A 21,399-nucleotide genomic window follows, 5' to 3' on the forward strand; every position below is an offset into this window, starting at 1 on the left:
CGATCTGTGGCCGAGCGCACCGTCTCCGTCAGGCTCACCGCCGACGCCGCGCAGTACCTCCGGACCTTCGACGAGGTCGCGCGGAAGTCCCAGGACACCGCGAGCAAGGTCGAGGAGCAGCTGCGGCGCCAGCAGGAGGCGTACCAGCGCGTCGGAGCGGTCGCGCTCTCGATCGGCGTGCTCGCCGCCGCAGGGTTCACCGCAGCCGTCGCCTCGTACGCGTCGTTCGACGCGGCGATGTCGAACGTGCAGGCGGCGACCCACGCATCCGCGGAGGAGCAGGAGCTGCTGCGGCAGGCCGCGCTCGACGCGGGCGCCGCCACCGTCTACTCGGCAGAGGAGGCGGCGCAGGCGATCGAGGAGCTCGCGAAGGCGGGCCTCTCGACGGCGCAGATACTCGGCGGCGGCCTCACCGCCGCCCTCGACCTCGCGGCCGCGGGTGAGCTCGAGGTCGCGCGCGCGGCGGAGATCACCGCGATCACGCTGCAGCAGTTCCGCCTCAGCGGCGAGCAGGCTACGCACGTCGCCGACCTGCTCGCCGCGGGCGCGGGCAAGGCAGTCGGCTCCGTCGACGACCTCGCCAACGGCCTCAAGTTCGTCGGCCCGATCGCGGCCTCGATGGGCGTCTCCATCGAGGAGACGACCGGCGTGCTCGCGCTGTTCGCGCAGCAGGGCATCATCGGCGAGCAGGCCGGAACATCGCTGCGCGGCGTGCTCGCCTCGCTCACCTCACCGTCGGCCGCCGCCCGGCGCGAGATCGAGGCGCTCGGGCTCACGCTCTACGACTCCGAGGGCAACTTCCTCGGCCTTCGCAACGCCGCCGAGCAGCTCTCGATGGCGTACAGCGACATGGATGGAGCCTCGCGCGATGCCTCGATGGGCATCGTCTTCGGCCGGGAGACGATCACGGCTGCGACCGCGCTTTACCGCGCGGGCGCTGATGGCGTGCAGGAGTGGACTGACGCGGTCGACGACTCCGGCTACGCGGCCGAGACCGCGGCGATGCGGCTCGACAATCTCAGGGGCGACCTCGAAGAGCTCAGCGGTTCGGCCGAGACGTTCATGATCGAGCTCGGCGAGGCCGGCGATGGTCCGATGCGGGCGCTCGTGCAGGCAGCGACGGCCGTCATCAACGGCTTCACCGACATGCCCGAGCCGATGCAGATCGCGGCCCTGGCGGCGCTCGGCCTCGTCGGCGCGCTCGGCCTCACGAGCGGCGCGATGCTGACGCTCATCCCCCGCATCGCGGAGACGCGCGCGGCGTGGGCGCTCATGACGACGACCGCGGCGGGCTCGCGCAGCACGCTCGCGGGCGTGTCCGCCCTTCTCGGCGGGCCCTGGGGCATCGCCCTCACCGTCGCGACGGGTGCTGTCATCGGGCTCACTGCGGCTATCTCGGCCGCGTCCGCGTCGTCGTCGGAGTGGCAGAACGTCCTCCAGACGGGCACGCGCTCCGGCCAGACGCTGCTCGAGACCGCGGGCGAGCTGCAATTCGGAGTCGACAGCCTTGGCTCCGCGCTCGACGAGATGGGCTCGCATCGCATCCTCTGGATGGACGCGCTCGGGGGCGACGAGGCGGCGACGGCCGCCGCGAGGCTCGACGGTCTCGCGAACAACCTCAACGAGATCGGCGCGCAGCTCGCGGAGACCGCGCGCGGCGGGAACGTCGACGCGGCGCGTTCGATGTTCCAGGCGCTCGCCGACGACGCGAACCTCACCGAGGAGCAGATCGGCACGCTCATCAACCGCATGCCCGAGTGGCGCGACGCGCTGATCGAGCAGGCGACCCAGCAGGGCCGGAACGTTACTTCGGGGTCGGAGCTGCAGCAGCAGGAGCAGCTCGTCGCGTTCGCGATGGAGGAGAGCGCCACGGCCGCGGGCGAGTCGACGGATGCCGCGCGGACGCTCGCGGAACAGGCGCAGACCACCGCTGACGAGATCGCCGGCCTCGCTGACGAGATCCGTGGGCTGAACGAGCTCTACTACGGCGCCCAGGACGCTACGGCCGCCTACTACCAGTCGGTCGATGACCTCCAGGCAGCGATCGCAGAGGGGCTCTCGCCCGCTCTGCTCACCGCCGCCGGCGACATCGACCTGTCCACGCAGGCGGGCCGGGACGCCGAGGCGATGCTGTCGAAGGTCGCCGAGAACGCGCTCGAGGCGGCCGCGTCGATGATCGAGCTCGACGGGGACACCATCGGTGCGACGGCGCGAGTCCAGGAAGCACGAGATGCGTTCCTGGAGGGGGCGGAGGCGGCCGGCATTAACGCCGAGCAGGCCAACGTGCTCGCCGACCGGTACGGGCTCATCCCCGACGCCGTGCACACGGCCGTCACGAACACCGCCCCGCAGGCCGAGACGATGGCCTCGCTCTACCAGCGCGCGCTCGGCCGGATCCCCGAGGGCATCAACACCAACGTGTCGATCTCCACCGCGCAGGCCGAAGCGGACGTGCAGTTCTTCCTCCGCACCCGGACGATGAACGTCAACGTCGCCGCCCAAGCACGCGGAGGCTTCGGCGTCGGGTCGCAGGCGATGCCAGGCATGATCGGCCGCGCCTCCGGCGGCATCCTCCCGGGCCCGCCCTCCTCCGTCGACAACATGGTCATCCGCGCAGCGTCCGGCGAGTTCATCATGAACGCGCTCGCGACGTCCCACTCGACGAACCGGGCGCTGCTCGAGTGGATGAACGCCGGCGGCATCGTCCCCGCGTTTGCCGGTGGCGGGCTCGTCGGTGCCGCGCACTACGTGGCAGCGCCGTCGGTACACGTCGCTCCCGCGTCGCTCGAGGGGCTCACCGTGCTCGTGCAGAGCCCGTTCACCGGCGAGTACCTGCGCGGGGAGATCGCGGCGATCACTGACGCACGGATCCACGACGCTGACGACCGAGCGGCACTGGACTACAGGCTGGGAGGTCGTTGATGCTGGTGCTTGAGCCTGCGTCGGACGACGCACCCTGCCCACGAGTCGGGATCTTCGACGATGCAGTGCCGAGTGCGGCGGCGTTCGCTACCGTGCACCGCACCGTCGAGGGACGGCAAGCCCAGGTGCGCGACGCGATCCGCGTGTCCGTGTCAGGGGCGCTGTCGCGCGTCGACTACGAGGCGCCCATGGATGTGGACATCACCTACCGAGTTCAGTGGTTCGACTCGGCGGGCGACGATCTCGGCTTCTCGGAGCCGGCGACGACACGGATCATCTCGCCCCGATTCCTCGACGGGCGCCCGCGTCTGCTGCTGCACAATCCACTCGACCCGCGGACAGCGGTCTGGGTGCACCCTGGCCGAGGGTTCGCCCAGTCGATCTCTCGGCCGGTACCCGGCCGGGTGGTGTGGGGGCAAGGACGGCGTCTCGGCATAGCACAGTCCGAGCGTCGACGAGGGCTCATCGGCGTTTCGCTCGACGTCGTCACCGACACGGCGCAGGAGGCTGCCCGCTTCGACGCGCTCTTCGGCGACAGCACGACGTCGCGCATGCCGATCCTCTGCGTGCGAATCCCGGCCGCGCTGCGCTTTACCCTGCTCGACCCCGTGTGGTTCGCCGCCGTCTACGAGCCGGTCGCGATCCCCGACACGGCGATGTGGACCGAAGAGGTCGCATGGCGGATGCGAGCCGACGAGGTCGACTCGCCAGTCCCGTCGCTCGTGCGGCCGTTGCTGACGCTCGGCGACATCGCCGCCTACTACCCGACCCTCGGCGCGCTTGCCGCGGACAACCCGACCTTGCTGGCCCTGTCTCGCCGGTACGAGATCGCCGGCTCTGGAGGCTCCTGAATGCGTGCAGTGACCGACGACCTGAAGGCGATCCTCGATGGCGGCCAGTACGAGCTCGACATGCGGCTCGACGCGTTCTACGGCGCTGACCGCACCCTCGAGGGCCTCACGGTCGATCGGTCCTGGGAGTTGCGCTGGGTGAAGTCCGCGGACGTGCCCGGTTCCGGGTCGGTGCTCGTGCAGGTGCAGATGCCGGATGGGTCGTCGTTGACGCCGCGCGAGTTCACGGCCCGCCTTGCCCCGTTCGGGCAAGAGGTGATGCCGCTGCTCACGATCCGGGCGGGCGAGTTCGGGGAGACGATCCCCGCCGGCCGGTTCCGCATCGTCGACGTCCCTTCCGCGCGCGACGAGAATCTCGTCCACTCTGCTCGGATCATCACGGTCGGCTCGTACGTGAAGCTCGCGCTCGCGGATCAGTTGGAGGCGGTGCGGGCGGCGGAGTTCGCGAAGCCCGAGAAGCCGGTGCACACGTCGGATGCGTGGCAGGAGCTCGCGCGCCTGACGGGGATGCGGATCGAGCGTCGCGGCGCGACCGTGCCGGTGCCGGCGTCGATCACGTACGAGATGTCGGACGGTGGCCGCATCAAGGCCGTGCAGGAGATCGCGGCGGCGCTGGGCGGCACCCCGTACGTGACCGCGGACGGCGCGTTGACGGTGCTGCCGGATGAGCCGTCGATCCCCGTCCGGCGGTTCCCATTCAAGGGCTCGACGGTCCTCGACTTCGAGATCGGCATGTCCTCGGCGGGCGTCTACAACGAGGTCGTCGGGATCTTCGAGGATGACGACCGGAACCCGATCGTCGTCCCGCCCGCGCAGATCACGGATGGGCCGCTCAGGGTGGATGGCCCGTTCGGGCGCCGCACCCGCTTCTACTCGTCGCCGTTCGTCAAGACGGCCGAGCAGGCGCGCTCGGCGGTCACGAAGATCCTCGAGCAGTCGTCGCAGCAGAAGGCGTACCGGACGTCGTTCCCCGCGATCCTCGACCCTCGCGTCGAGGTCGGGGACACGATCGAGGTGGAGCAGGACGCGCACACGTACACGGCGGTCGTCGTCGAGGTGGTGTGGAAGGCGGACGCGACGATGACGCTCACGGTCGACATCGTGCGCACGCTCGACGAGGCGAACCTGCTGGGGGTGTGACGTGTCGAGACTGTCGCGCGCGGTCGCCCAGCAGACGTCGAAGCAGCACGGGCGGGCACTAACCGGGATCTACCGGCGCATGCAGGGCGCGTTCGCGGTCGTGACGGTGCAGGGCGCTGACGTGACCCTCCCGTTCGCGGGGACGGTGCAGCCGGTGCCGGGCGCGGTCGTGAACATCGAGCTGCGCGACTCCGGCTACCTCGTGCTGGGACCGGTGAAGTCGCCGCCGACGCGCGGACGGATCACGGCGACCGGCACCCCGTTCGTTACTGTCCTCGCTGGCGGGGAGTCGTTCGAGCTGCCGTACATGGCCGCGTACACGCCCGCGGTCGATGACGACGTCGCGATCGACTGGTCGGAGGCAGGCGGGCTGGTGCGCGGCAAGGTGTCGACGACACCGGTCGCGGCACCTGTGTCGCCAGTGTTCGAGGCGCTCCCCGGCCACTACCATCCATCGCCGTTCCTCGCGACGGCCGCTGGATACCACCGTCTCTCTGGCGGTGCGCCGAACCTGTCGTGGTTCCCGAACTACGGGATCGGGCAGGCGTCGGCCGCCTGGTACGGGTCGACGGTCGCGGACTCCATCCCGGACGGCGCGACGATCGTGTCGGCGCGGCTGTTCCTGTCGGTGCGGTCGTCGCAGCTCGGCGGCCCGAAGCTGCAGGTGATCGAGGGCGCGGGTCCGCAGGCGCGGGTGCAGGTGGGCGGGGACTTCCCGCTCCCGGCCAGAACCGGCTGGGTACCGATCCCGCTCGAGGTCATCGACCTGCTGAAAGTCGCCCCGCGTGGCCTGTCCACGATCGGCGCGACTGTCCCGTCCGGTTCGGACATCTACAAGAAGCTCACGGACGACCCGATGTCGTTCGCGCTCGACATCGAATGGAGAAGCTGATGGCTGACAGTTACGGACCTAAGGGCTTCCCGAAGTACGGTCCCGACTCGAACGCGGAGCTGTGGCCGAAGCTGCAGGAGGTGGGCGAGTTCGCGGGCGCGGTCGGGAACCGTCGCGTGGGGACGAAGGCGGATCGTGCGGCACTGTCGGTGTCGACGACCGCGGCTGAGCAGGCGTGGCGGGGGCTCGAGTTCTACGAGACGGACACGGGGATCACGTACCTGTGTGTGGCGGTGTCGCCGGCCGTGTCGTGGGTGCGTACGTCGGCGCGCACGATCCTGCTGCGCGTGGACGAGACGGCGGAGTGGACGATCCCGACGGGGTCGGAGGGTCGCCGGGTCGGGCCGATCACGCTCACCACGCCCCGGCATGTGGTCGTGTCGATCTTGTCGACGTGGATGTCGCCGGGGAACTCGGCGGCGCAGATCATCCCGTACCTGAATGGGGCGAAGCACACGGATGGGTTGCGGGCGGCGGCGACGACGGTCCACAACAACTCGCGCGGCAACACGCCCCTGTCGTTCAAGCTCGTGTTCGAGGCTGATCTGCCGGCTGGCAAGCATGACGTGGGCATGTGGATTGTGGTGCCTGGGACGGCGGCGGCGCACGTGTCGCTGAACATGTACCTCGACGTGCAGGCCGACTGATGTACGCATCCCCGCTGCGCATCCCCCTGATCCGCACGGGGAAGTACGGGAAGCGCGCCCCGGTGCTGATGCCGGGCGGGAAGGTGTCGGCGAACGACCATGAGGGCGTCGACACTCGAGCGCCGGTCGGGACGCCCGTCTACCCCGTGATCGGCGGGACTGTCATCCAGGTGATCGACGGGTGGGCGTCGCCGTCGAAGCCTGGCCGTTCCTACGGCCGCTCGATCTTCCGTCCGGGTGGTGGCGGCAACCAGGTCGTCTACCGCGGCGACGACGGCCGCGACCACAACGACGGGCACCTCTCCGACGTGCTCGTGAAGCCCGGTCAGCGCGTCGAGACGGGCACGATGATCGCGCGCACAGGCAGGACCGGCGTGTTCGCCGCGCACCTGCACCACGGCGTGTGGATCGAGCACGCCCCGAACCGGTGGCGGTCGATCGACCCGACGCCGCTGCTGCCCTGGTCGGGCGACGTGTTCGGCGAACTCAAGCCCGCGACCACGAAGACCGAGAACCGCCTGCCCGACCCGATCGTGGCGGCGCTGACCCGAGAGGACGACGACATGCGAATCATCCAGGCACCGAACCGGGGGCTGGCGCTCGTCGGCGCGGGCTACTACTCCCACATCCGCGCCGAGTTCCTCAGTTCGGCGCTCGCCGTCTGGGGCCCGTCGACGGAGGTGGTCGGCCTCAACGACCGCCAGTTCGACGAGGCGCGCGCGCTGGCGACTCAGGGCACCGTCTCCGACGCGCTGAACGCGGTCCCGACCGCCATCGCGGGCGTCCTCGACGCGGTGCGTGCGCAGGCGTCCGCGCAGGGCGTCGACCTCGACGAGAGCGAGCTCGCCACCTCGCTGCTCCACCAGGGCCTCGCGCAGGAGATGGTCGACGCGCTCGTGAACCGCGCTCGCTGACCCCTCGACCCGGAAGGGGTAGCCGATGCCGGAGTGGCTCGGATCGGTCCTCGGGCCGGGAATCGGTGGCGCGTTCATCGCGGGCGTCGTCGCGATCGTGGTCGCGGCGATCAACAAGCGCCGCACCGCGCCGGAGCGGAAGCTCGACGCGCTCGACGGCGCGCTCCGGCTCGTGCAGGACCTGCAGGAGGAACGCGACACGGCCGACCAGCGGACCCGTGACGCGCGCTCAGAGGCGGCGGAAGAACGGCAGCGACTACGTGACGACCTCGCGGAGGAGCGCGCCGCGCACGCCGCGACGAAAGCAGCTCACGACGTCGAGCGGGCATCGACGGTCACGCGGGAGCGCATCAAGGACGCCTACATCGAGGTGCTCCGAGCCCACATCACGCAGGGCTTCCCGCCGCCACCGCCCGACTACCCCGAGGGGATCTGATGACCGACTCGCACGAAGTGATCGCGGCGCTCGAGCAGGAGAAGCGCGCGACGGTGCGCGATCGTAAGGTCGCGCGCACATGGTCGACGCTCGCGGTCATCGGTCTGCTGCTGGGGGCGCTGTTCGCGATCTGGATGATCGCGGACCTCACGCAGGCGCGCTCGCTGTGGCGGACGCAGTACTACGAGCTGCACACGGAGTACGTCGAGGCGACCGGGGAAGAGCCTGAAGCGGACGCGCCGGCGGATGTCGTCGAGGGGATGCCTGGCCCGCCCGGACCGTCTGGCGCGCCGGGACGTCCGGGCCGCGATGGTGTCGACGGCCGCGATGGACTCGACGGGGCTCCCGGCGCGACCGGATCGGCTGGGAGTGTCGGTGAAGCGGGCGCGGATGGCGCACCTGGCGACTCGATCACCGGCCCGCCCGGCCCGCCCGGACCCGCTGGGGTCGACGGCGCGCCCGGGACGCCCGGGACACCCGGCGAGCCGGGACCCGCAGGCGCGAACGGTCGCGGCATCGCGGCGGTCTCCTGCTCGGGCGCCGCGCTCGAGCTGACCATCACCTTCGACGACGGCACCACCGAGACCGTCGCATGCGCCCAGGAAGGGGCAACACCATGACCGTCCCCGTCACCACACAGCAGCGCTACCCGTGGAAGGCGGCGCTGCGTACCGCGATCGAGACGGCGATCCCGCTCGTCGGCCTCGTCGCTCTCGCGTTCATCGCCGCTGGCCCTGAGCTCGCCGCGTTCGCGGACCAGTTCTGGCCGGGCACGCCGATCGGCGCCTGGATCGTCGCGGCCGTCACGTTCGTGTCGGCGTCCGCGGGTCTGCTTGCACGCCTCGCCGCGCTCCCGCAGGTGGACGCGCTCATGCAGCGGATCTTCAAGCTCGGCTCGTCACCCGCGGCTGACCGTGGCAAGCACGCAGCCTGACCCGGTCTGGCGCCGCGTCACCGACGTGGTGCTGTCGCTCGCGATGATCGGGTCCGGGATGCTCGCGGACGCGCTCGAGGACGGCGCGCGCCGTGCCTACGCCCGGATCCGCCGCGCCTGACCGCGCACACGACTACGCCCCTCCCTCGCCTGGCTTCGGCCGCGGGGGAGGGGCGTCCTTCGTGGTTGAATCGGCGGATGGCACACAGTCAGTCACGACGGCGAGACGCGAAGAAGCACCGCGCTCGCGTCGCGGACGCGCCGCCTGAGTCCTGGTATGAGATGGACCCGGACGAGGTTTTCGAGGAACACGAGATGCCGATTGCGATGCCGTGCAACTGCTGCCGCATCGTCCAGCGGAACCGCTACGTGCAGCACTCGCTCGCGTTCTTCGCCATCGTGTGGACCCGGCGCGACGGCTTCGGCCGATGGATCGAGCAGTACTCCGTAGACACGGGGCACGGCTACTTCCACGAGCACGTGCACGGTCATCAGAGACCGAACGACCGCAGAAACATTCGACCCCTACGGGCACAGGTAGACGTGCAAGAATGCTTCGACGAAGGCTACGACCAAGTGCATGCCCGGCAGCAACGAGGGTGCAAGGGATGAGGTGGACGATGGACCAGCGAAATCAGGTCATCCGTAGGGTGATGCGAGCAGTCGCTCGGCAAGCGCCAGCGCGCCCCCTTCGAGTTGTCGCCGCCGACGGCACGCGCCCCATTGTGGCGACGCTGCCGGACGACACCTTGGCCCACGCCATCAAGCAGGTCGAGGCTTTCGGTGGCCGCGCGAACGTGTTCGTTGCCTTCCCGGATCGGATGCGGCTCATCGAAATGCACATCGGCGGACCCGATGATGACAGGGCCGACGCATCGCCGGCCGCACCCACGACGACCATGGCGATGTACGTTGCCTTCCTTGAGTCCACCGAGCGCGGGCACGGCGTTGTGACGGTGCGAACGTCGGACGAGTTGGTGAGCGCACCGGGCGTCGCTGAGATGGCCTACGCGTTCTGAACCCTGCGGAGTGCCCGGCCCTCTTCGGAGGTGGCGGGGCGCTTTGTCGTTCACCAGTAGTCGCCGTAGCCGCGGTCGAACTCTGCGCGCAGCTGCGGGAGCGTGTTCGTCGGCCAGTCGGCGCGGGCGGCGTCGCCCATGACGGCGCGCCAAAGTGTCTCGCCGTCGGGCACGCGCTCGAGCGGGAGGGGCTTGCCGTGGTTCTCGGCTTCGGCGACGTCGCCGCCGAGGTTGTAGGCGGTCTGGAAGTGGTCGGGCTTGCTCATCATGGCGCCGACGGTAGGTGCGGCCGCTGACGCTCACCAGCCGCGGATGCCGGGCACGTCGTCGGGCTCGTACGGCGGGCGCTCGCCGTCGACGGGGTCGGGCATCCATCCGCAAGCAGGGCAGGCACCGTCGCGGAGAGTGTGCCTGCAGCGCTCGCACACGTCACCGGGGAAGTCGAGCATCAGTTCTCGAAGGGCTCCTGAGTCAAGACCATGTCGAGCCCGTCGTCCGGGTGGTAGGTCCAGGTCGCTTCGTACCCGTCCCACTCGGCGGTCATGGTCCCGTCCAGCGCTCGCGTCGACTGGATGCGCTGCTGGTCCGCTTGGCTCATGTCAAGCTCGTCAAGCACGCAGAAGATCGCGGTCGTGCTGGCACCGGGTGCACGGCCTACCGCGCCGTCGATCACCAGGCTCTCGCCGTCGTCGAGTACTTCGAAGCCGCTGCCGATGTGCCCATCGCAACTGTCCACCGCCTGCCAGAACGGTACGTGCGAGGCGCTCGGCGTCGGGGTCGACTCCGGCTCGTCGGCCGAAGCGCTCGCACATCCGGCGAGCAAGAGCGCGGCGGCGCTCAGCGCGGCCAGGCGAAGCGTCTTCATGGCGCGAGTCTAAGCGGAAGTCACCGGCTGCCGGGAGAATGTGAGGGATGCTCTCCGACCTTGACCGCGCCGTCCTCGACCTCGCCGCCAAGCCCTGGAAAGGCCGCGGCTGGCTCGAGCGCGAAGCCCGCGACCGTCTCGGCCTCTCGTCGATCCGCTTCTACCAGCGCCTCGACGCGCTCGTGCGGACGCGGGAGGCAATCGAATATGACCCGATAACCTGCCGCCGCATCCGCGAGCTCGCGGCATGATCGGTTGGGGGGAACGCGCCGAGTCACGCTGATGACCGCGGGACTCGTCATCGTGCTGTGGACGGTCGCGGGGCCCGCGCTGCAGGGCGTCTTCGAGCAGGCGATCTCGCGCGTCACGAGCTTCTGATGCGGTTGGCCGACGAGCGCGGCTCGGCGGTCGCCGAGTTCGCCATGGTGGCGGGGCTGCTCGTCGTGCTCGTGCTCTCGGTCATGCAGCTCTCGCTCGCGCTGCACGTGCGCGCGACCGTCGCCGACGCGGCGGCGGAGGGCGCGCGGCACGCCTCGCTGCTCGGCTCCGATGCCGCGGCGGGCGTCGAGCGCACGCGCGAGCTCATCTCGACGGCGATCGGACCACGCTACGCCGAGCGGGTGAGCGCATCGAGCGCCGTCGTCGCGGGACTCGAGACCATCGAGATCCGCGTCGCGGCACCGCTGCCCGTGCTCGGCTTCATCGGCCCCGTCGCGCTCGAGGTCGCCGGTCATGCCCCCGTCGAATCGCTCCGCTGAGCGGCGCGCAGGCGCCCTGGGCGGGCTCGCGTCGGAGGAGGGCTCCGCCTCGATCGAGTTCCTCACCGTCGGGCTCATCCTGCTCGTGCCGCTCGTCTACCTCGTGCTCGCGCTCGGCCAGATCCAGCACGCCGTGCTCGGCATCGAGGGCGGCGCCCGCCACGCGGCGCGGGCGATCGCGCAAGCCGACTCGCACGAGCAGGGCCTGGCCGCAGCCGATCGGGCGATCCGCGTTGCGATGGCGGACGCCGGGCTCGAGCCCGAGGCCGTGCGCGTCGAGGTCGTGTGCACCCCTGCGCAGGACGCGTGCGACACCCGGCGCGGCACGGTCTCCGTCCGCCTCGACGCGACCGTGCCGCTCCCGCTCGCCCCGCCCGGCCTCGACCTCGGCGCCGGGGTCGGCGTGCCCGTCTCGGCGCTCGCGAGCCAGCCGGTCTCCGCCTTCGGCGGCGCCCCGTGAAGCGCGCGTGGTCGCGACTCGCGGGCGAGGAGGAGGGCTCGACGCTCGTGCTGGCGATCGGCTTCGCGGCGCTCGCGCTCGCTCTCGTGCTCGCGGTCGCCGCGGCGACGAGCATGCTCGTCGAGCGTCGCCGGCTGTTCACGGTCGCCGACGGGGCGGCGCTCGCGGCCGCCGAGGCATTCGCGCTCGAGCAGGTGCGCTTCGACGGTGCCACCGCCGCGCCGGAGCTCGCCGACGCGGCGGTGCAGGAGGCCGCTGCGGCCTGGGCGGCGGAGGCCGCTGGCGAGCTCGACGACGTGCGGGTCGAAGGTGCGAGCGCCGATGCCCGCAGCGCCACCGTCTCCGTGTCGAGCACGTGGCGCCCGCCGGTCGTCTCGCTCCTGCTGCCCGAGGGCATCCGCCTCGACGTGACCGCGACGGCGCGCGCCGTCTTCGTCGACTGATCTCGCTACGACACGGACGACGGGCTCGAGCGACCACCTCGCCGCGGCGCTCGCGGGAGCGCAGCCGGAGTACGCCGCGCGGGACTCGCTCGCGCGACGCGCACGCGGCTCGAACGCACGGGGCTCGAACGCACGGGCCTCTTGCGCGACTGCGAGCGTCGACGGCACGTCCGGCCAGATGACGGCCGCCTCCACCATCGTCGGCAGCGCCGCCTACATGGCTCCCGAGCAGGCCGACGGCGGTCGAGCGACGCCCGCGACGGATCTGTACGCGCTCGGCTGCGTCATGATGACCCTGCTCACCGCACGGCCGCCGTTCGCGGGCGAGCACCCCCTCGCGCTGCTGCAGCAGCACGTGCACGCGCCGGCGCCCCGGGTGTCGGAGCGGCTCACCGACGCGCCGGCCGCGCTCGACGCCCTCGTCGCGCGCCTGCTCTCGAAGCACCCGGACGACCGCGGGTCGGACGCGGCGCTCGTGCGCGACGAGCTCGCCGAGATCCGGAGCGCGCTGCCGCGCACGGGCGAGGTCGCCGCCGCAGCAGTGCCGGTGGCCGACACCGTGCCGCTCGTGGCTGCCGCGCCGACCGTCGAGGCGCTCGGTGCGCCGTCGACCGGTCCGCTCGCCCCGGCCGGCGCGGCGACCGCGGTCGTCGTTGCCCCGCGCAAGCGCGTCGCCCGCCGGGCGCTGCTCGCCGTGGCCGCCCTCGTGGCGCTCGCTGCGCTGCTGCTCGTCGTCGTCCCGCTGCTGCAGCGGCCGAGCGCGGACGACGCCCTCGCGTCGCAGCCGCCCGCCGCGCAGGACGGGGCACCAGTGACCGTCACGCCGCCGTCGGCGACGGCCGCGACGCCGCTCGCCGGCGAGCCGGGGACGAGCGCCGCCCCCGCCGCGCAGCCCGCGCCCGACGCGGCCGCGGAGCCGACGCCGGCGGCGGCAGGGGAGGCGGCGACACCGGCACCCGCGCCCGCCGAGTCCGAGCAGCCGGCGCCCGCGCCCACCGCGTCTGCGCCTGCCGACCCGGCACCGGTCGAGCCGGCCCCTGTAGAGCCTGCGCCGATCAGCTTCGCCGGGGTACGCGACGCGATCGGCGGCGCGGTCGCGGGCGGCGGGCTCGACGCCGCCGCAGGCGATGCGCTCCTCGGCCGGGTCGCGGCGCTCGAGGCCGCGGCAGCGGACGGGGAGACGGCGGGCCTCGCGGCGGGACTCGCGGAGCTCCGCTCGCAGGTCGACGCGCTCGAGCGCGACGGCGCGGCGAGCCCCGAGGCCGCGGAGGCCATCCGGGCGGCGATCGACGAGCTCACGGCCTCCGCTGCGTGAGCGTCACTCCCGCGGCTTCCGCGGCAGCCACTTGAGCAGGATCGCAGCACCGGCGATGCACACCGCGGTCAGCCCGGCCGCTGCCCACGCGATCGACGCGATCGAGACGACCGCCGAGATCGCGAGCGGGGCGACGGCGCCGCCGAGGTCGACCGTCAGCCGCCACGCACCGAGGAACGGCGCGGGGTTGCGGGGATCGGCGAGATCCGCGCCGAGCGTCATGATGATGCCGGAGCCGAGCCCGTTGCCGAGGCCGAGCACCATCGCCGCCGCGACGAACCAGCCGGTCGCGGCATCGAGGTCGTGCGAGACCGCGAGCATCGCGAACGCCACCGCCATGAGGCCGAGCGTCGGCACGACGCTCCACAGCCGCCCGAAGCGATCCATGATCCAGCCCGAGACGAAGAAGAGCGCGAAGTCGACGCCGCCCGCGATGCCGATCACGAGACCGGTCGTGGCGGCGTCGAGCCCGATCGAGATCGCCCAGAGCGGCAGCAGCACATTGCGCGCTGAGCGCGCGAGCGCGAGCATCGCCGCGCCGACGCCGACGGTCGCGAGCACGCGCGCGTGCTGCCGCACGACGCGCCACACGCCCGTGCGCTCCTGCCGCAGCTCGATGACGCCCGTCGTCGGGGGCTTCCGCTCGAAGGCCGTCGTCGGATCGGGCAGCACGACGAGGACGGCGATCGCGACGATCGTGCAGACGCCGAAGAACACCCACACCGCGCCGAGCGGGAGCCCGAGCCCGAGCACCGCGGCGCCGATGAGCGGGCCGACGAACATGCCAAGGCGGAAGATGCCGCCGAGCGTCGACAGCGCCCTCGCCCGATACCGGATCGGCACGTAGGTCGTCATGAACGCGTGCCGCGCGAGCGCGAAGACCGCGTGGCCGAGGCCGAGCACGAACACGGCGACGCCGAGCGTCCACGCATCCCTCGCCACGAGCGCGAGCGCGAGCGCCGCGAGCACGAGCGCGCCCGCGCCGATCATCGTCGGCCGCTCCCCGAAGCGAGCGACGACGCCACCGCCGGGCACATCGCCCGCGAGCTGCCCGATCGTGAGCATCGCCGCGACGACCGCGGCGACCGCGAGGGAGGCGCCCAGGTCACCCGCGATGAGCGGGATGTAGGGGATGACCGCGCCCTCGCCGATCGCGAACGCCGCCGTCGGCACGTACACGGCGCCCGCGACGCGCCTCCACGGGAAGCGCTCGGTCTCGTCGCCCCCGCTCACAGCCCGAGCCTACGATGCTCGCGCTGGTCGAGCGGATGCGGTGCCGGCGTCGGGCGGGACGGACGATGCCGCGCCGGTAGGCTGGGGCATCATGGCCGATCTCGACATCGGCGGCGAGATCGCCGCCCTCCGCTCCACGTTCGCCGACATCAAGGCGGTCACCGACGTCGACCGGCTGGCCGCCGACATCGAGCGGCTCTCCGCCGCCGCGGGCGCGCCCGACCTGTGGGACGACCCCGACGCCGCGCAGAAGGTGACGAGCCAGCTGAGCCACGCGCAGGCCGACCTGCGCCGCATCGTCGAGGCGGAGTCGCGCATCGACGACCTCGAGGTGCTCGTCGAGATGGCGAACGAGGAGGCCGACGAGGCGACGCAGCTCGAGGCGAAGAAGGAGCTCGCGAGCCTGCAGAAGCTCATGGGCGAGATGGAGATCCAGACGCTCCTCGACGGCGAGTTCGACCCGCTCCCCGCCGTCGTCACGATCCGCGCCGGCGCGGGCGGCGTCGACGCCTCCGACTTCGCCGAGATGCTGCTGCGCATGTACCTCCGGTACGCCGAGCAGCACGGCATGCCCGTCACCGTCTACGAGACGAGCTACGCGGAGGAGGCGGGCATCAAGTCGGCCTCGTTCGAGATCGACGCGCCCTACGCCTTCGGGCAGCTCTCCGTCGAGGCCGGCACCCACCGGCTCGTGCGCATGAGCCCCTTCGGCGCCGCGGGCAAGCGCCAGACGTCGTTCGCGGCGGTCGAGGTCGTGCCGCTGTTCGAGCAGGTCGACGAGGTGGAGGTGCCGGAGAACGACATCCGGGTCGACGTCTTCCGCTCCTCGGGGCCGGGCGGTCAGTCCGTCAACACGACCGACTCCGCGGTGCGCATCACCCACATCCCGACCGGCGTCGTCGTCTCGATGCAGAACGAGAAGAGCCAGATCCAGAACCGCGCCGCGGCGATGCGCGTGCTGCAGAGCCGCCTCATGCTGCTCAAGCGCGAGGAGGAGGCGGCCCGCAAGAAGGAGCTCGCCGGCTCGATCGCCGCGAGCTGGGGCGATCAGATGCGCTCCTATGTGCTCGCGCCGTACCAGATGGTCAAGGACCTCCGCACGCTCCACGAGGTCAACAACCCCTCGGCGGTCTTCGACGGCGACCTCGACGGCTTCATCGCGGCGGGCATCCGCTGGCGCAAGCAGCAGCAGCGCGAGGACGCGCAGTAGGAGCGGCGATGGGCACCCGACCGCAGACCGGCAGCGACTACCTCGAGAGCCTCGACGACGGTCGAGTGGTCGTCCACGACGGCGAGCGCGTCGCGCGCGTCGCCGAGCATCCCGCCTTCGCGGGCACCGCATCCACCATCGCGTCGCTCTACGACGCCCTGCACGACGAGGCGGCGGATGCGCTGCTCGCGCCGATCGGGGACGGCGACGGGGTCACCCACGCCTTCTGGACCGTGCCGCAGTCGCAGGGCGACCTCCGCGCGCAGCGCGAGGCGATCCGCGCGTGGCAGCGGCGCACGCACGGCTGGCTCGGCCGCACCCCCGAGTTCATGGCGTGCATGCTCACGTCGATGGCGGCGCACGCGCCGTTCTTCGGCCGCTTCGAGCCCAACGTGCGCGCGGCGCTCGAGCGCGACCAGCGCGCCGTCACGCACTACGCCCAAGCGCTCGTCAACCCGCCCGTCGACCGCGAGCTGCCGCCCGACGAGGTCGGCGACGTGTTCCTGCACGTCGTCCGCGAGACCGACGAGGGCGTCGTGCTGCGCGGCGCGAAGGCGGTCGTCACGGGCGCCGCGACCGCGCAGCGCCTGTTCGTCTCGCACTTCGGGGGCGAGGTGCAGACGGATGCGTTCGCGGTCGCCGCGTCGGTCGCCGTCGGCTCGCCGGGCGTGCGCGTCTACACGCGCGGCACGCCCTTCCGCACCGACCAGCCGCTCGCGAGCCGCTTCCAGGAGCACGACGCGCTCGTCGTCTTCGACGACGTGCTCGTGCCGTGGACCGACGTCTTCATCCGCGACGCCGACACGATGCTCGCCTTCAACCGCGGCGCGGTCGGCTGGAACGCCCGGCTCGCCTTCCAGGCGGCGACGCGGCTCGAGGCGAAGCTCGAGCGCATCGCCGGGCTCGCCGTGCGGGCGGCAGAGATCATGGGCACCGAGGAGCGCCGCGGCACGCAAGCGGCGCTCGGCGAGGTCATCGCCTTCCGGCACACGGTCGCGGGCCTCCGCGACGCCATGATCGAGCAGGCCGTGCCGTCGGGGGAGTCGATCCTGCCGGGCGTCGACGCCGCGATGGCGTTCTCGGCGCTCGCGCCCGACGCCTACTCGCGCGTGCGGATCTCGCTCGAGACGACGCTCTCGTCGGCGCTCGCCCACCTGCCCGTGCCGATCGGCTCGCTCGGCACGCCAGAGGTCGAGCCGGTCGAGCCGCTGCTGCGCGGATCGGGCGGGGCGGATGCGCGCGAGCGGCTCGAGGTCGTCGGCGAGCTGTGGGATGCGATCGGCACGGGCTTCGGCGCGCGCCACGAGCTCTACGAGCGCAGCTACTGGGGCCAGCCGGAGCGCACCCACGTCGGCATCCTCGGGCTCGCGCGGGCCGACGGCCGCGTCGCGGACTGGCACCGGCGCTCCAGCTCGTGAGCCGCCGAGCGCGCGACGACGTGCGCCGAGGTCGCGCCGCGCCGACAGCGGTGCAGAGCCGAGCCGCCCGCCGCCCGTAGCCTCGACGGGCCATGATCCGCTTCGACGAGGTCTCGAAGACCTACTCCCGCAAGGCTCGCCCCGCGCTCGACGGCGTCTCCCTCGAGATCCTCAAGGGCGAGTTCGTCTTCCTCGTCGGCGCCTCCGGCTCGGGCAAGTCCACGCTCATCCGCATGGTGCTGCGCGAGGAGACGCCCTCGAGCGGCGAGGTGCACGTGCTCGGCCAGCGCCTCAAGGCGCTGCCCAACCGGCGCGTGCCCTTCTTCCGCCGCAACCTCGGCGTCGTCTTCCAGGACTTCCGCCTGCTCGGCAACAAGACGGTCTACGAGAACGTCGCCTTCACGCTGCAGGTGATCGGCAAGAGTCGCGCCTTCATCTCGGAGGCCGTGCCCGACGTGCTGAAGATCGTCGGGCTCGCGGGCAAGGCGTCGAGGCTCCCGCACGAGCTCTCGGGCGGCGAGCAGCAGCGCGTCGCGATCGCGCGCGCGGTCGTCAACCGACCGCCGATCCTGCTCGCCGACGAGCCGACGGGAAACCTCGACCCCTCGACGAGCGCGGGCATCATGGCGCTGCTCGCTCGCATCAACGAGGGCGGGACGACGGTCGTGATGGCGACGCACGAGGCCTCGATCGTCGACGAGATGCAGAAGCGCGTCGTCGAGCTCGACGCCGGCCGCATCATGCGCGACGAGGCGCACGGCTCCTACCGCCGACATCTCGGCGACGACGACGAGCTCGCGCCGCGAGCGCTCGAGGAGGAGACCGCGTGAGGGTCCAGCTGATCGCGCAGGAGGTCTGGAACGGCCTGCGCCGCAACCTCTCGGTCGTCGTCTCGGTCGTGCTCGTGACGTTCATCTCGCTGTCGTTCGTCGGCGCCGCGATCCTGCTGCAGATGCAGATCAACCAGATGAAGGGCTTCTGGTACGACCGGGCCCAGGTCGGGGTCTACTTCTGCGGGCCCGTCGACGCGACGGCGACGTGCAGCCAGACCGCCGCGACCGCCGAGCAGGTCGACGCCGTGCGGGCCGTGCTCGAGAGCGGGGCGATCGCGCCGTACGTCGCCGACGTCGAGTTCGAGGACCGAGAGCTCGCCTACCAGCACTTCATGGAGCAGTTCGGGGGCACCTCGAGCGCCGAGTTCGCGAGTCCCGAGACGATGAACGAGGCGCTCTGGGTGCGGCCGACCGCGCCGCAGGACGCCGACCTCATCCGCGAGGCGACGAGCGCGCTGCCGGGCGTGCTCGAGGTGCGCGATCAACGGGCGCTGCTCGAGCCCATCTTCCAGGTGCTGAGCACCGCGAGCCTCGTCGCGATCGGCATCGCCGTGCTCATGCTCGTAGCCGCCGTGCTGCTCATCTCCACGACGATCCGCCTCTCCGCCTTCTCGAGGAAGCGCGAGCTCGGGATCATGCGGCTCGTCGGCGCCTCGAACCGGTTCATCCAGACGCCGTTCATCATCGAGGGGATCGTCGCGGCGCTCGTCGGAGCGGTGCTCGCGGCCGGAGCGGTCGTCGCGACGGTGCACTTCCTGCTGCAGGGCTACGTCGCGCCGATGCTGCAGACGATCGCGATCGTGGGGCTCGACGACGCGCTCGTCGTCGCGCCCGTGCTGCTCGGGATCGGTGTGCTCTTCGCGGGCGTCGCGGCCGCCGTCGCGATCCGCCGCTACCTCAGGATCTGAGCCGCGGCCCTAGCCGCGCTACACTGGGCGGCTGCCCGAGCACGGGCTGTCGAGACCACCGAGACCGGGAGCGAGCCATGCCGCGCGAACAGGGCCAGAGGGTCGTGGCGCAGAACCGCAAGGCGCGCCACGACTACCACATCGAGGACCGCATCGAAGCGGGCCTCGTGCTCACGGGCACCGAGGTGAAGTCGCTGCGCGCGGGCCGCGCGTCGCTCGTCGACGGCTACGCGTTCGTCGACCGCGGCGAGGCGTGGCTCGACGCCGTGCACATCCCCGAGTACGGGCAGGGCACCTGGACGAACCACCCGCCGCGGCGCAAGCGCAAGCTGCTGCTGCACCGCGACGAGATCGACAAGCTCGCCGCGAAGGTCGCGCAGGGCGGCTACACGCTCGTGCCGCTCTCGCTCTACTTCTCGGACGGCCGCGCGAAGGTCGAGCTCGCGGTCGCGAAGGGCAAGAAGGAGTACGACAAGCGGCACGCGCTGCGCGAGCGGCAGGACAAGCGCGAGGCCGAGCGCGCGATGCGCACGCGGAACCGCCTCGGCGACTGACGTCCCGCGCGGTTCGACTTTCCCAGCGCGCGTCGACTTGAATGGGCCTGCCGGCGCTCACCCAGGGCTCGCCGGCGGAAGGGCGACATGCGCATCGGCATCCTGACCTCCGGCGGCGACTGCCCGGGTCTCAACGCGGTCATCCGAGCCGCCGTGCTCACCGGCATGAAGCACCACGGGCACGAGTTCGTCGGCATCCGCGACGGCTACCGGGGGCTCAAGGAGGGCGACGTGCGGGTGCTCAACCGCTCGGCGGTGCGAGGCACCTCCCGCATCGGCGGCACGATCCTCGGCACGAGCCGCACGAACCCCTACGAGGGGGAGAAGGGCGGGCCAGAGCGCATCGCCGAGACGCTCGAGCGCCTCGGGATCGAGGCGGTCATGGCGATCGGCGGCGAGGGCACGCTCGCGGCCGCCAATCGGCTCGCCGACGACGGCATCCCCATCGTCGGGGTGCCGAAGACGATCGACAACGACCTCGACGCGACCGACTACACCTTCGGCTTCGACACGGCCGTGCAGATCGCGACGGAGGCCGGCGACCGGCTGCGCACGACCGGCGACTCGCACATGCGCTGCATGGTGCTCGAGGTCATGGGGCGGCACGTCGGCTGGATCGCGCTCCACACCGGCATCGCGACGGGCGCGCACGTCACGCTCATCCCCGAGCAGCCGCGCTCGATCGAGTGGATCTGCGAGTACGTGCAATCGGTCTACGACCGCCGCCGCGCGCCGCTCGTCGTCGTCTCCGAGGGCTTCAAGCTCGAGGGGATGGACGAGGAGTACTCGCGCAAGGGCCTCGACGCCTTCGACCGCCCGCGCCTGGGCGGCATCGGCGAGGTCATCGCGCCGATGATCGAGGAGCGCACGGGGATCGAGTCGCGGGCGACCGTGCTCGGCCACATCCAGCGCGGCGGGGCGCCCTCGGGCGCGGATCGCGTGCTCGCGACGCGCTTCGGGCTCGCCGCGGTCGATGCGATCACGGACCGCGCGTGGGGCTCGATGGTGTCGCTGCGCGGCACCGATATCGTGCGGGTGCCGATGGCGGAGGCGCTCGGCGACCTCAAGCGCGTGCCCGACCACCGCTACCGCGAGGCGGAGCTGCTCTTCGGCTGACGGTTGCCCAAGGATCCCGGGCGCGCTACCATGGTGGGCTGGCCTCGCCAGCGAGCCGGACGCATCCGGCATTGGAAACTCCACAGCGTGCGACTCGCGCCCAGCACGGGGATGATCGGTTTCGACAGCGTCTCGATTGCTGCGGGAAGCGGGTAGAGGATGCAGGGTCATCTCTTCAACGCCCCCTGCAAACCAATAGGTGCCAATGCAAAGCGCACCGACTTCGCCCTCGCTGCCTAAGCGAGCCTGAAGTCCGTCAGACCGGGGTTGCTCTCGCCCCGGACCCTGGCGTCATCTTGAGAGCTCGCTGCGATGCTGCGTCACAGGGCATCGCGGGACTTTCACTGTGACTGGGCTCGTCGACCTAGGTGCTCAGGACAAAGGTCGGAGCCGAGCAGAACGCCACCCTTGAGCTGCACCCGGAGAAGCCGCACGATGTGAGCGTTGGACGGGGGTTCGATTCCCCCCATCTCCACCATCGGCCGAGTCGCACGCTGTGAGATCCCGCCTGACGCTGCCCGCGATCGGCGG

26 protein-coding genes and 1 other RNA gene are annotated in these 21,399 nt (G+C 71.7%); 24 read left to right on the forward strand and 3 right to left on the reverse strand.

What is annotated here, in order from left to right; all coding sequences use genetic code 11:
• Positions 1–6: 6 nt before the first annotated feature.
• The 12 genes from JSQ78_RS00485 to JSQ78_RS00540 all read left to right on the forward strand — a co-directional run bounded on the left by JSQ78_RS00485 (position 7) and on the right by JSQ78_RS00540 (position 9,755).
• On the forward strand, positions 7–2,922 hold the full coding sequence (locus JSQ78_RS00485) for a phage tail tape measure protein (protein WP_211448537.1): 2,916 nt from the start codon (positions 7–9) through the stop codon (positions 2,920–2,922).
• Positions 2,922–3,773, forward strand: a complete 852-nt coding sequence (locus tag JSQ78_RS00490; protein ID WP_211448539.1) for a hypothetical protein — start codon at positions 2,922–2,924, stop codon at positions 3,771–3,773. Before JSQ78_RS00485 ends, JSQ78_RS00490 begins: the two co-directional genes overlap by 1 nt.
• The gene (locus tag JSQ78_RS00495) at positions 3,774–4,913 is read left to right on the forward strand and encodes a hypothetical protein (protein ID WP_211448541.1); all 1,140 of its coding nucleotides are present in this window, start codon (positions 3,774–3,776) and stop codon (positions 4,911–4,913) included.
• Position 4,914: 1 nt separating this feature from the next.
• Positions 4,915–5,805, forward strand: coding sequence for a hypothetical protein (locus JSQ78_RS00500; protein ID WP_211448542.1), 891 nt, complete (start codon positions 4,915–4,917; stop codon positions 5,803–5,805).
• Positions 5,805–6,452: a hypothetical protein gene (locus tag JSQ78_RS00505; RefSeq protein ID WP_211448544.1), complete on the forward strand. Its 648-nt coding sequence runs from the start codon at positions 5,805–5,807 to the stop codon at positions 6,450–6,452. Before JSQ78_RS00500 ends, JSQ78_RS00505 begins: the two co-directional genes overlap by 1 nt.
• The gene (locus JSQ78_RS00510) at positions 6,452–7,366 is read left to right on the forward strand and encodes a M23 family metallopeptidase (protein WP_211448546.1); all 915 of its coding nucleotides are present in this window, start codon (positions 6,452–6,454) and stop codon (positions 7,364–7,366) included. Before JSQ78_RS00505 ends, JSQ78_RS00510 begins: the two co-directional genes overlap by 1 nt.
• Positions 7,367–7,391: 25 nt before the next feature.
• Positions 7,392–7,802, forward strand: a complete 411-nt coding sequence (locus JSQ78_RS00515; RefSeq protein ID WP_211448547.1) for a hypothetical protein — start codon at positions 7,392–7,394, stop codon at positions 7,800–7,802.
• Complete coding sequence (locus JSQ78_RS00520) at positions 7,802–8,422, forward strand: collagen-like triple helix repeat-containing protein (protein WP_211448549.1); 621 nt, start codon at positions 7,802–7,804, stop codon at positions 8,420–8,422. The genes JSQ78_RS00515 and JSQ78_RS00520 overlap by 1 nt, the downstream gene beginning before the upstream one ends.
• Positions 8,419–8,736, forward strand: a complete 318-nt coding sequence (locus tag JSQ78_RS00525; protein ID WP_211448551.1) for a hypothetical protein — start codon at positions 8,419–8,421, stop codon at positions 8,734–8,736. The genes JSQ78_RS00520 and JSQ78_RS00525 overlap by 4 nt, the downstream gene beginning before the upstream one ends.
• Positions 8,717–8,857, forward strand: coding sequence for a hypothetical protein (locus JSQ78_RS00530; protein ID WP_211448552.1), 141 nt, complete (start codon positions 8,717–8,719; stop codon positions 8,855–8,857). Before JSQ78_RS00525 ends, JSQ78_RS00530 begins: the two co-directional genes overlap by 20 nt.
• Positions 8,858–8,934: 77 nt before the next feature.
• Positions 8,935–9,348, forward strand: coding sequence for a hypothetical protein (locus JSQ78_RS00535; protein WP_211448554.1), 414 nt, complete (start codon positions 8,935–8,937; stop codon positions 9,346–9,348).
• Between the two features lie 113 nt (positions 9,349–9,461).
• Entirely contained in the window at positions 9,462–9,755 is a 294-nt protein-coding gene (locus JSQ78_RS00540; protein ID WP_211448556.1) for a hypothetical protein, read from the forward strand.
• Between the two features lie 50 nt (positions 9,756–9,805).
• Here JSQ78_RS00540 and JSQ78_RS00545 read toward each other — a convergent pair whose 3' ends face one another.
• Entirely contained in the window at positions 9,806–10,024 is a 219-nt protein-coding gene (locus tag JSQ78_RS00545; protein ID WP_211448557.1) for a hypothetical protein, read from the reverse strand.
• A 179-nt stretch (positions 10,025–10,203) separates the two neighbouring features.
• Entirely contained in the window at positions 10,204–10,620 is a 417-nt protein-coding gene (locus JSQ78_RS00550) for a hypothetical protein (protein WP_211448559.1), read from the reverse strand.
• Between the two features lie 47 nt (positions 10,621–10,667).
• Between JSQ78_RS00550 and JSQ78_RS00555 the strand changes: the two genes are divergently transcribed.
• The 5 genes from JSQ78_RS00555 (at position 10,668) to JSQ78_RS00575 (ending at position 13,596) form a co-directional block, all read left to right on the forward strand.
• Complete coding sequence (locus JSQ78_RS00555; RefSeq protein ID WP_211448561.1) at positions 10,668–10,871, forward strand: DUF3263 domain-containing protein; 204 nt, start codon at positions 10,668–10,670, stop codon at positions 10,869–10,871.
• 126 nt (positions 10,872–10,997) lie between these two features.
• Positions 10,998–11,378 carry a TadE/TadG family type IV pilus assembly protein gene (locus tag JSQ78_RS00560; RefSeq protein ID WP_211448563.1) on the forward strand — a complete coding sequence of 127 codons (381 nt, stop codon included), beginning with the start codon at positions 10,998–11,000 and terminating at the stop codon, positions 11,376–11,378.
• Positions 11,353–11,838 (forward strand): hypothetical protein, encoded by a 486-nt coding sequence (locus tag JSQ78_RS00565; protein ID WP_211448565.1) that lies wholly within the window; start codon positions 11,353–11,355, stop codon positions 11,836–11,838. Before JSQ78_RS00560 ends, JSQ78_RS00565 begins: the two co-directional genes overlap by 26 nt.
• Complete coding sequence (locus tag JSQ78_RS00570; protein ID WP_211448566.1) at positions 11,835–12,281, forward strand: pilus assembly protein TadG-related protein; 447 nt, start codon at positions 11,835–11,837, stop codon at positions 12,279–12,281. The genes JSQ78_RS00565 and JSQ78_RS00570 overlap by 4 nt, the downstream gene beginning before the upstream one ends.
• Positions 12,282–12,459: 178 nt before the next feature.
• Entirely contained in the window at positions 12,460–13,596 is a 1,137-nt protein-coding gene (locus JSQ78_RS00575; protein ID WP_211448568.1) for a serine/threonine-protein kinase, read from the forward strand.
• A 3-nt stretch (positions 13,597–13,599) separates the two neighbouring features.
• On the opposite strand, the gene JSQ78_RS00580 is transcribed toward JSQ78_RS00575, so the two are convergent.
• On the reverse strand, positions 13,600–14,829 hold the full coding sequence (locus JSQ78_RS00580; RefSeq protein ID WP_211448570.1) for an MFS transporter: 1,230 nt from the start codon (positions 14,827–14,829) through the stop codon (positions 13,600–13,602).
• 91 nt (positions 14,830–14,920) lie between these two features.
• Between JSQ78_RS00580 and prfB the strand changes: the two genes are divergently transcribed.
• The 7 genes from prfB to ssrA all read left to right on the forward strand — a co-directional run bounded on the left by prfB (position 14,921) and on the right by ssrA (position 21,346).
• A complete protein-coding gene (gene prfB, locus JSQ78_RS00585) occupies positions 14,921–16,039 on the forward strand; it encodes a peptide chain release factor 2 (RefSeq protein WP_211448572.1) in 1,119 nt (372 codons plus the stop codon).
• 8 nt (positions 16,040–16,047) lie between these two features.
• The gene (locus tag JSQ78_RS00590) at positions 16,048–17,457 is read left to right on the forward strand and encodes a 4-hydroxyphenylacetate 3-hydroxylase N-terminal domain-containing protein (RefSeq protein ID WP_211448574.1); all 1,410 of its coding nucleotides are present in this window, start codon (positions 16,048–16,050) and stop codon (positions 17,455–17,457) included.
• A gap of 92 nt (positions 17,458–17,549) precedes the next feature.
• A complete protein-coding gene (gene ftsE, locus JSQ78_RS00595) occupies positions 17,550–18,287 on the forward strand; it encodes a cell division ATP-binding protein FtsE (protein WP_021064964.1) in 738 nt (245 codons plus the stop codon).
• A complete protein-coding gene (gene ftsX / locus JSQ78_RS00600; RefSeq protein WP_211448576.1) occupies positions 18,284–19,198 on the forward strand; it encodes a permease-like cell division protein FtsX in 915 nt (304 codons plus the stop codon). Before ftsE ends, ftsX begins: the two co-directional genes overlap by 4 nt.
• Before the next feature lie 77 nt (positions 19,199–19,275).
• Entirely contained in the window at positions 19,276–19,752 is a 477-nt protein-coding gene (smpB, locus tag JSQ78_RS00605; protein ID WP_211448578.1) for an SsrA-binding protein SmpB, read from the forward strand.
• An 87-nt stretch (positions 19,753–19,839) separates the two neighbouring features.
• Positions 19,840–20,868, forward strand: a complete 1,029-nt coding sequence (locus JSQ78_RS00610) for a 6-phosphofructokinase (protein ID WP_211448579.1) — start codon at positions 19,840–19,842, stop codon at positions 20,866–20,868.
• Positions 20,869–20,975: 107 nt separating this feature from the next.
• Positions 20,976–21,346, forward strand: a transfer-messenger RNA (tmRNA) gene (gene ssrA, locus JSQ78_RS00615).
• Positions 21,347–21,399 lie beyond the last annotated feature (53 nt).

The sequence above is a fragment of the Agrococcus sp. Marseille-Q4369 genome, from assembly GCF_018308945.1.
Taxonomy (GTDB): Bacteria; Actinomycetota; Actinomycetes; order Actinomycetales; family Microbacteriaceae; genus Agrococcus.

Bases quoted from the DNA above. Each gene is read 5' to 3' on its own strand.
- JSQ78_RS00610 (WP_211448579.1), top strand. From the start codon at position 19,840: ATGCGCATCGGCATCCTGACCTCCGGCGGCGACTGCCCGGGTCTCAAC.
- prfB (WP_211448572.1), top strand. From the start codon at position 14,921: ATGGCCGATCTCGACATCGGCGGCGAGATCGCCGCCCTCCGCTCCACG.
- JSQ78_RS00535 (WP_211448554.1), top strand. From the start codon at position 8,935: ATGGCACACAGTCAGTCACGACGGCGAGACGCGAAGAAGCACCGCGCT.
- JSQ78_RS00510 (WP_211448546.1), top strand. From the start codon at position 6,452: ATGTACGCATCCCCGCTGCGCATCCCCCTGATCCGCACGGGGAAGTAC.
- JSQ78_RS00550 (WP_211448559.1), bottom strand. From the start codon at position 10,620: ATGAAGACGCTTCGCCTGGCCGCGCTGAGCGCCGCCGCGCTCTTGCTC.
- JSQ78_RS00545 (WP_211448557.1), bottom strand. From the start codon at position 10,024: ATGATGAGCAAGCCCGACCACTTCCAGACCGCCTACAACCTCGGCGGC.
- JSQ78_RS00590 (WP_211448574.1), top strand. From the start codon at position 16,048: ATGGGCACCCGACCGCAGACCGGCAGCGACTACCTCGAGAGCCTCGAC.
- JSQ78_RS00515 (WP_211448547.1), top strand. From the start codon at position 7,392: ATGCCGGAGTGGCTCGGATCGGTCCTCGGGCCGGGAATCGGTGGCGCG.
- JSQ78_RS00495 (WP_211448541.1), top strand. From the start codon at position 3,774: ATGCGTGCAGTGACCGACGACCTGAAGGCGATCCTCGATGGCGGCCAG.
- ftsE (WP_021064964.1), top strand. From the start codon at position 17,550: ATGATCCGCTTCGACGAGGTCTCGAAGACCTACTCCCGCAAGGCTCGC.
- JSQ78_RS00505 (WP_211448544.1), top strand. From the start codon at position 5,805: ATGGCTGACAGTTACGGACCTAAGGGCTTCCCGAAGTACGGTCCCGAC.
- JSQ78_RS00525 (WP_211448551.1), top strand. From the start codon at position 8,419: ATGACCGTCCCCGTCACCACACAGCAGCGCTACCCGTGGAAGGCGGCG.
- JSQ78_RS00575 (WP_211448568.1), top strand. From the start codon at position 12,460: ATGACGGCCGCCTCCACCATCGTCGGCAGCGCCGCCTACATGGCTCCC.
- JSQ78_RS00565 (WP_211448565.1), top strand. From the start codon at position 11,353: ATGCCCCCGTCGAATCGCTCCGCTGAGCGGCGCGCAGGCGCCCTGGGC.
- JSQ78_RS00555 (WP_211448561.1), top strand. From the start codon at position 10,668: ATGCTCTCCGACCTTGACCGCGCCGTCCTCGACCTCGCCGCCAAGCCC.
- JSQ78_RS00520 (WP_211448549.1), top strand. From the start codon at position 7,802: ATGACCGACTCGCACGAAGTGATCGCGGCGCTCGAGCAGGAGAAGCGC.
- smpB (WP_211448578.1), top strand. From the start codon at position 19,276: ATGCCGCGCGAACAGGGCCAGAGGGTCGTGGCGCAGAACCGCAAGGCG.
- JSQ78_RS00490 (WP_211448539.1), top strand. From the start codon at position 2,922: ATGCTGGTGCTTGAGCCTGCGTCGGACGACGCACCCTGCCCACGAGTC.
- JSQ78_RS00560 (WP_211448563.1), top strand. From the start codon at position 10,998: ATGCGGTTGGCCGACGAGCGCGGCTCGGCGGTCGCCGAGTTCGCCATG.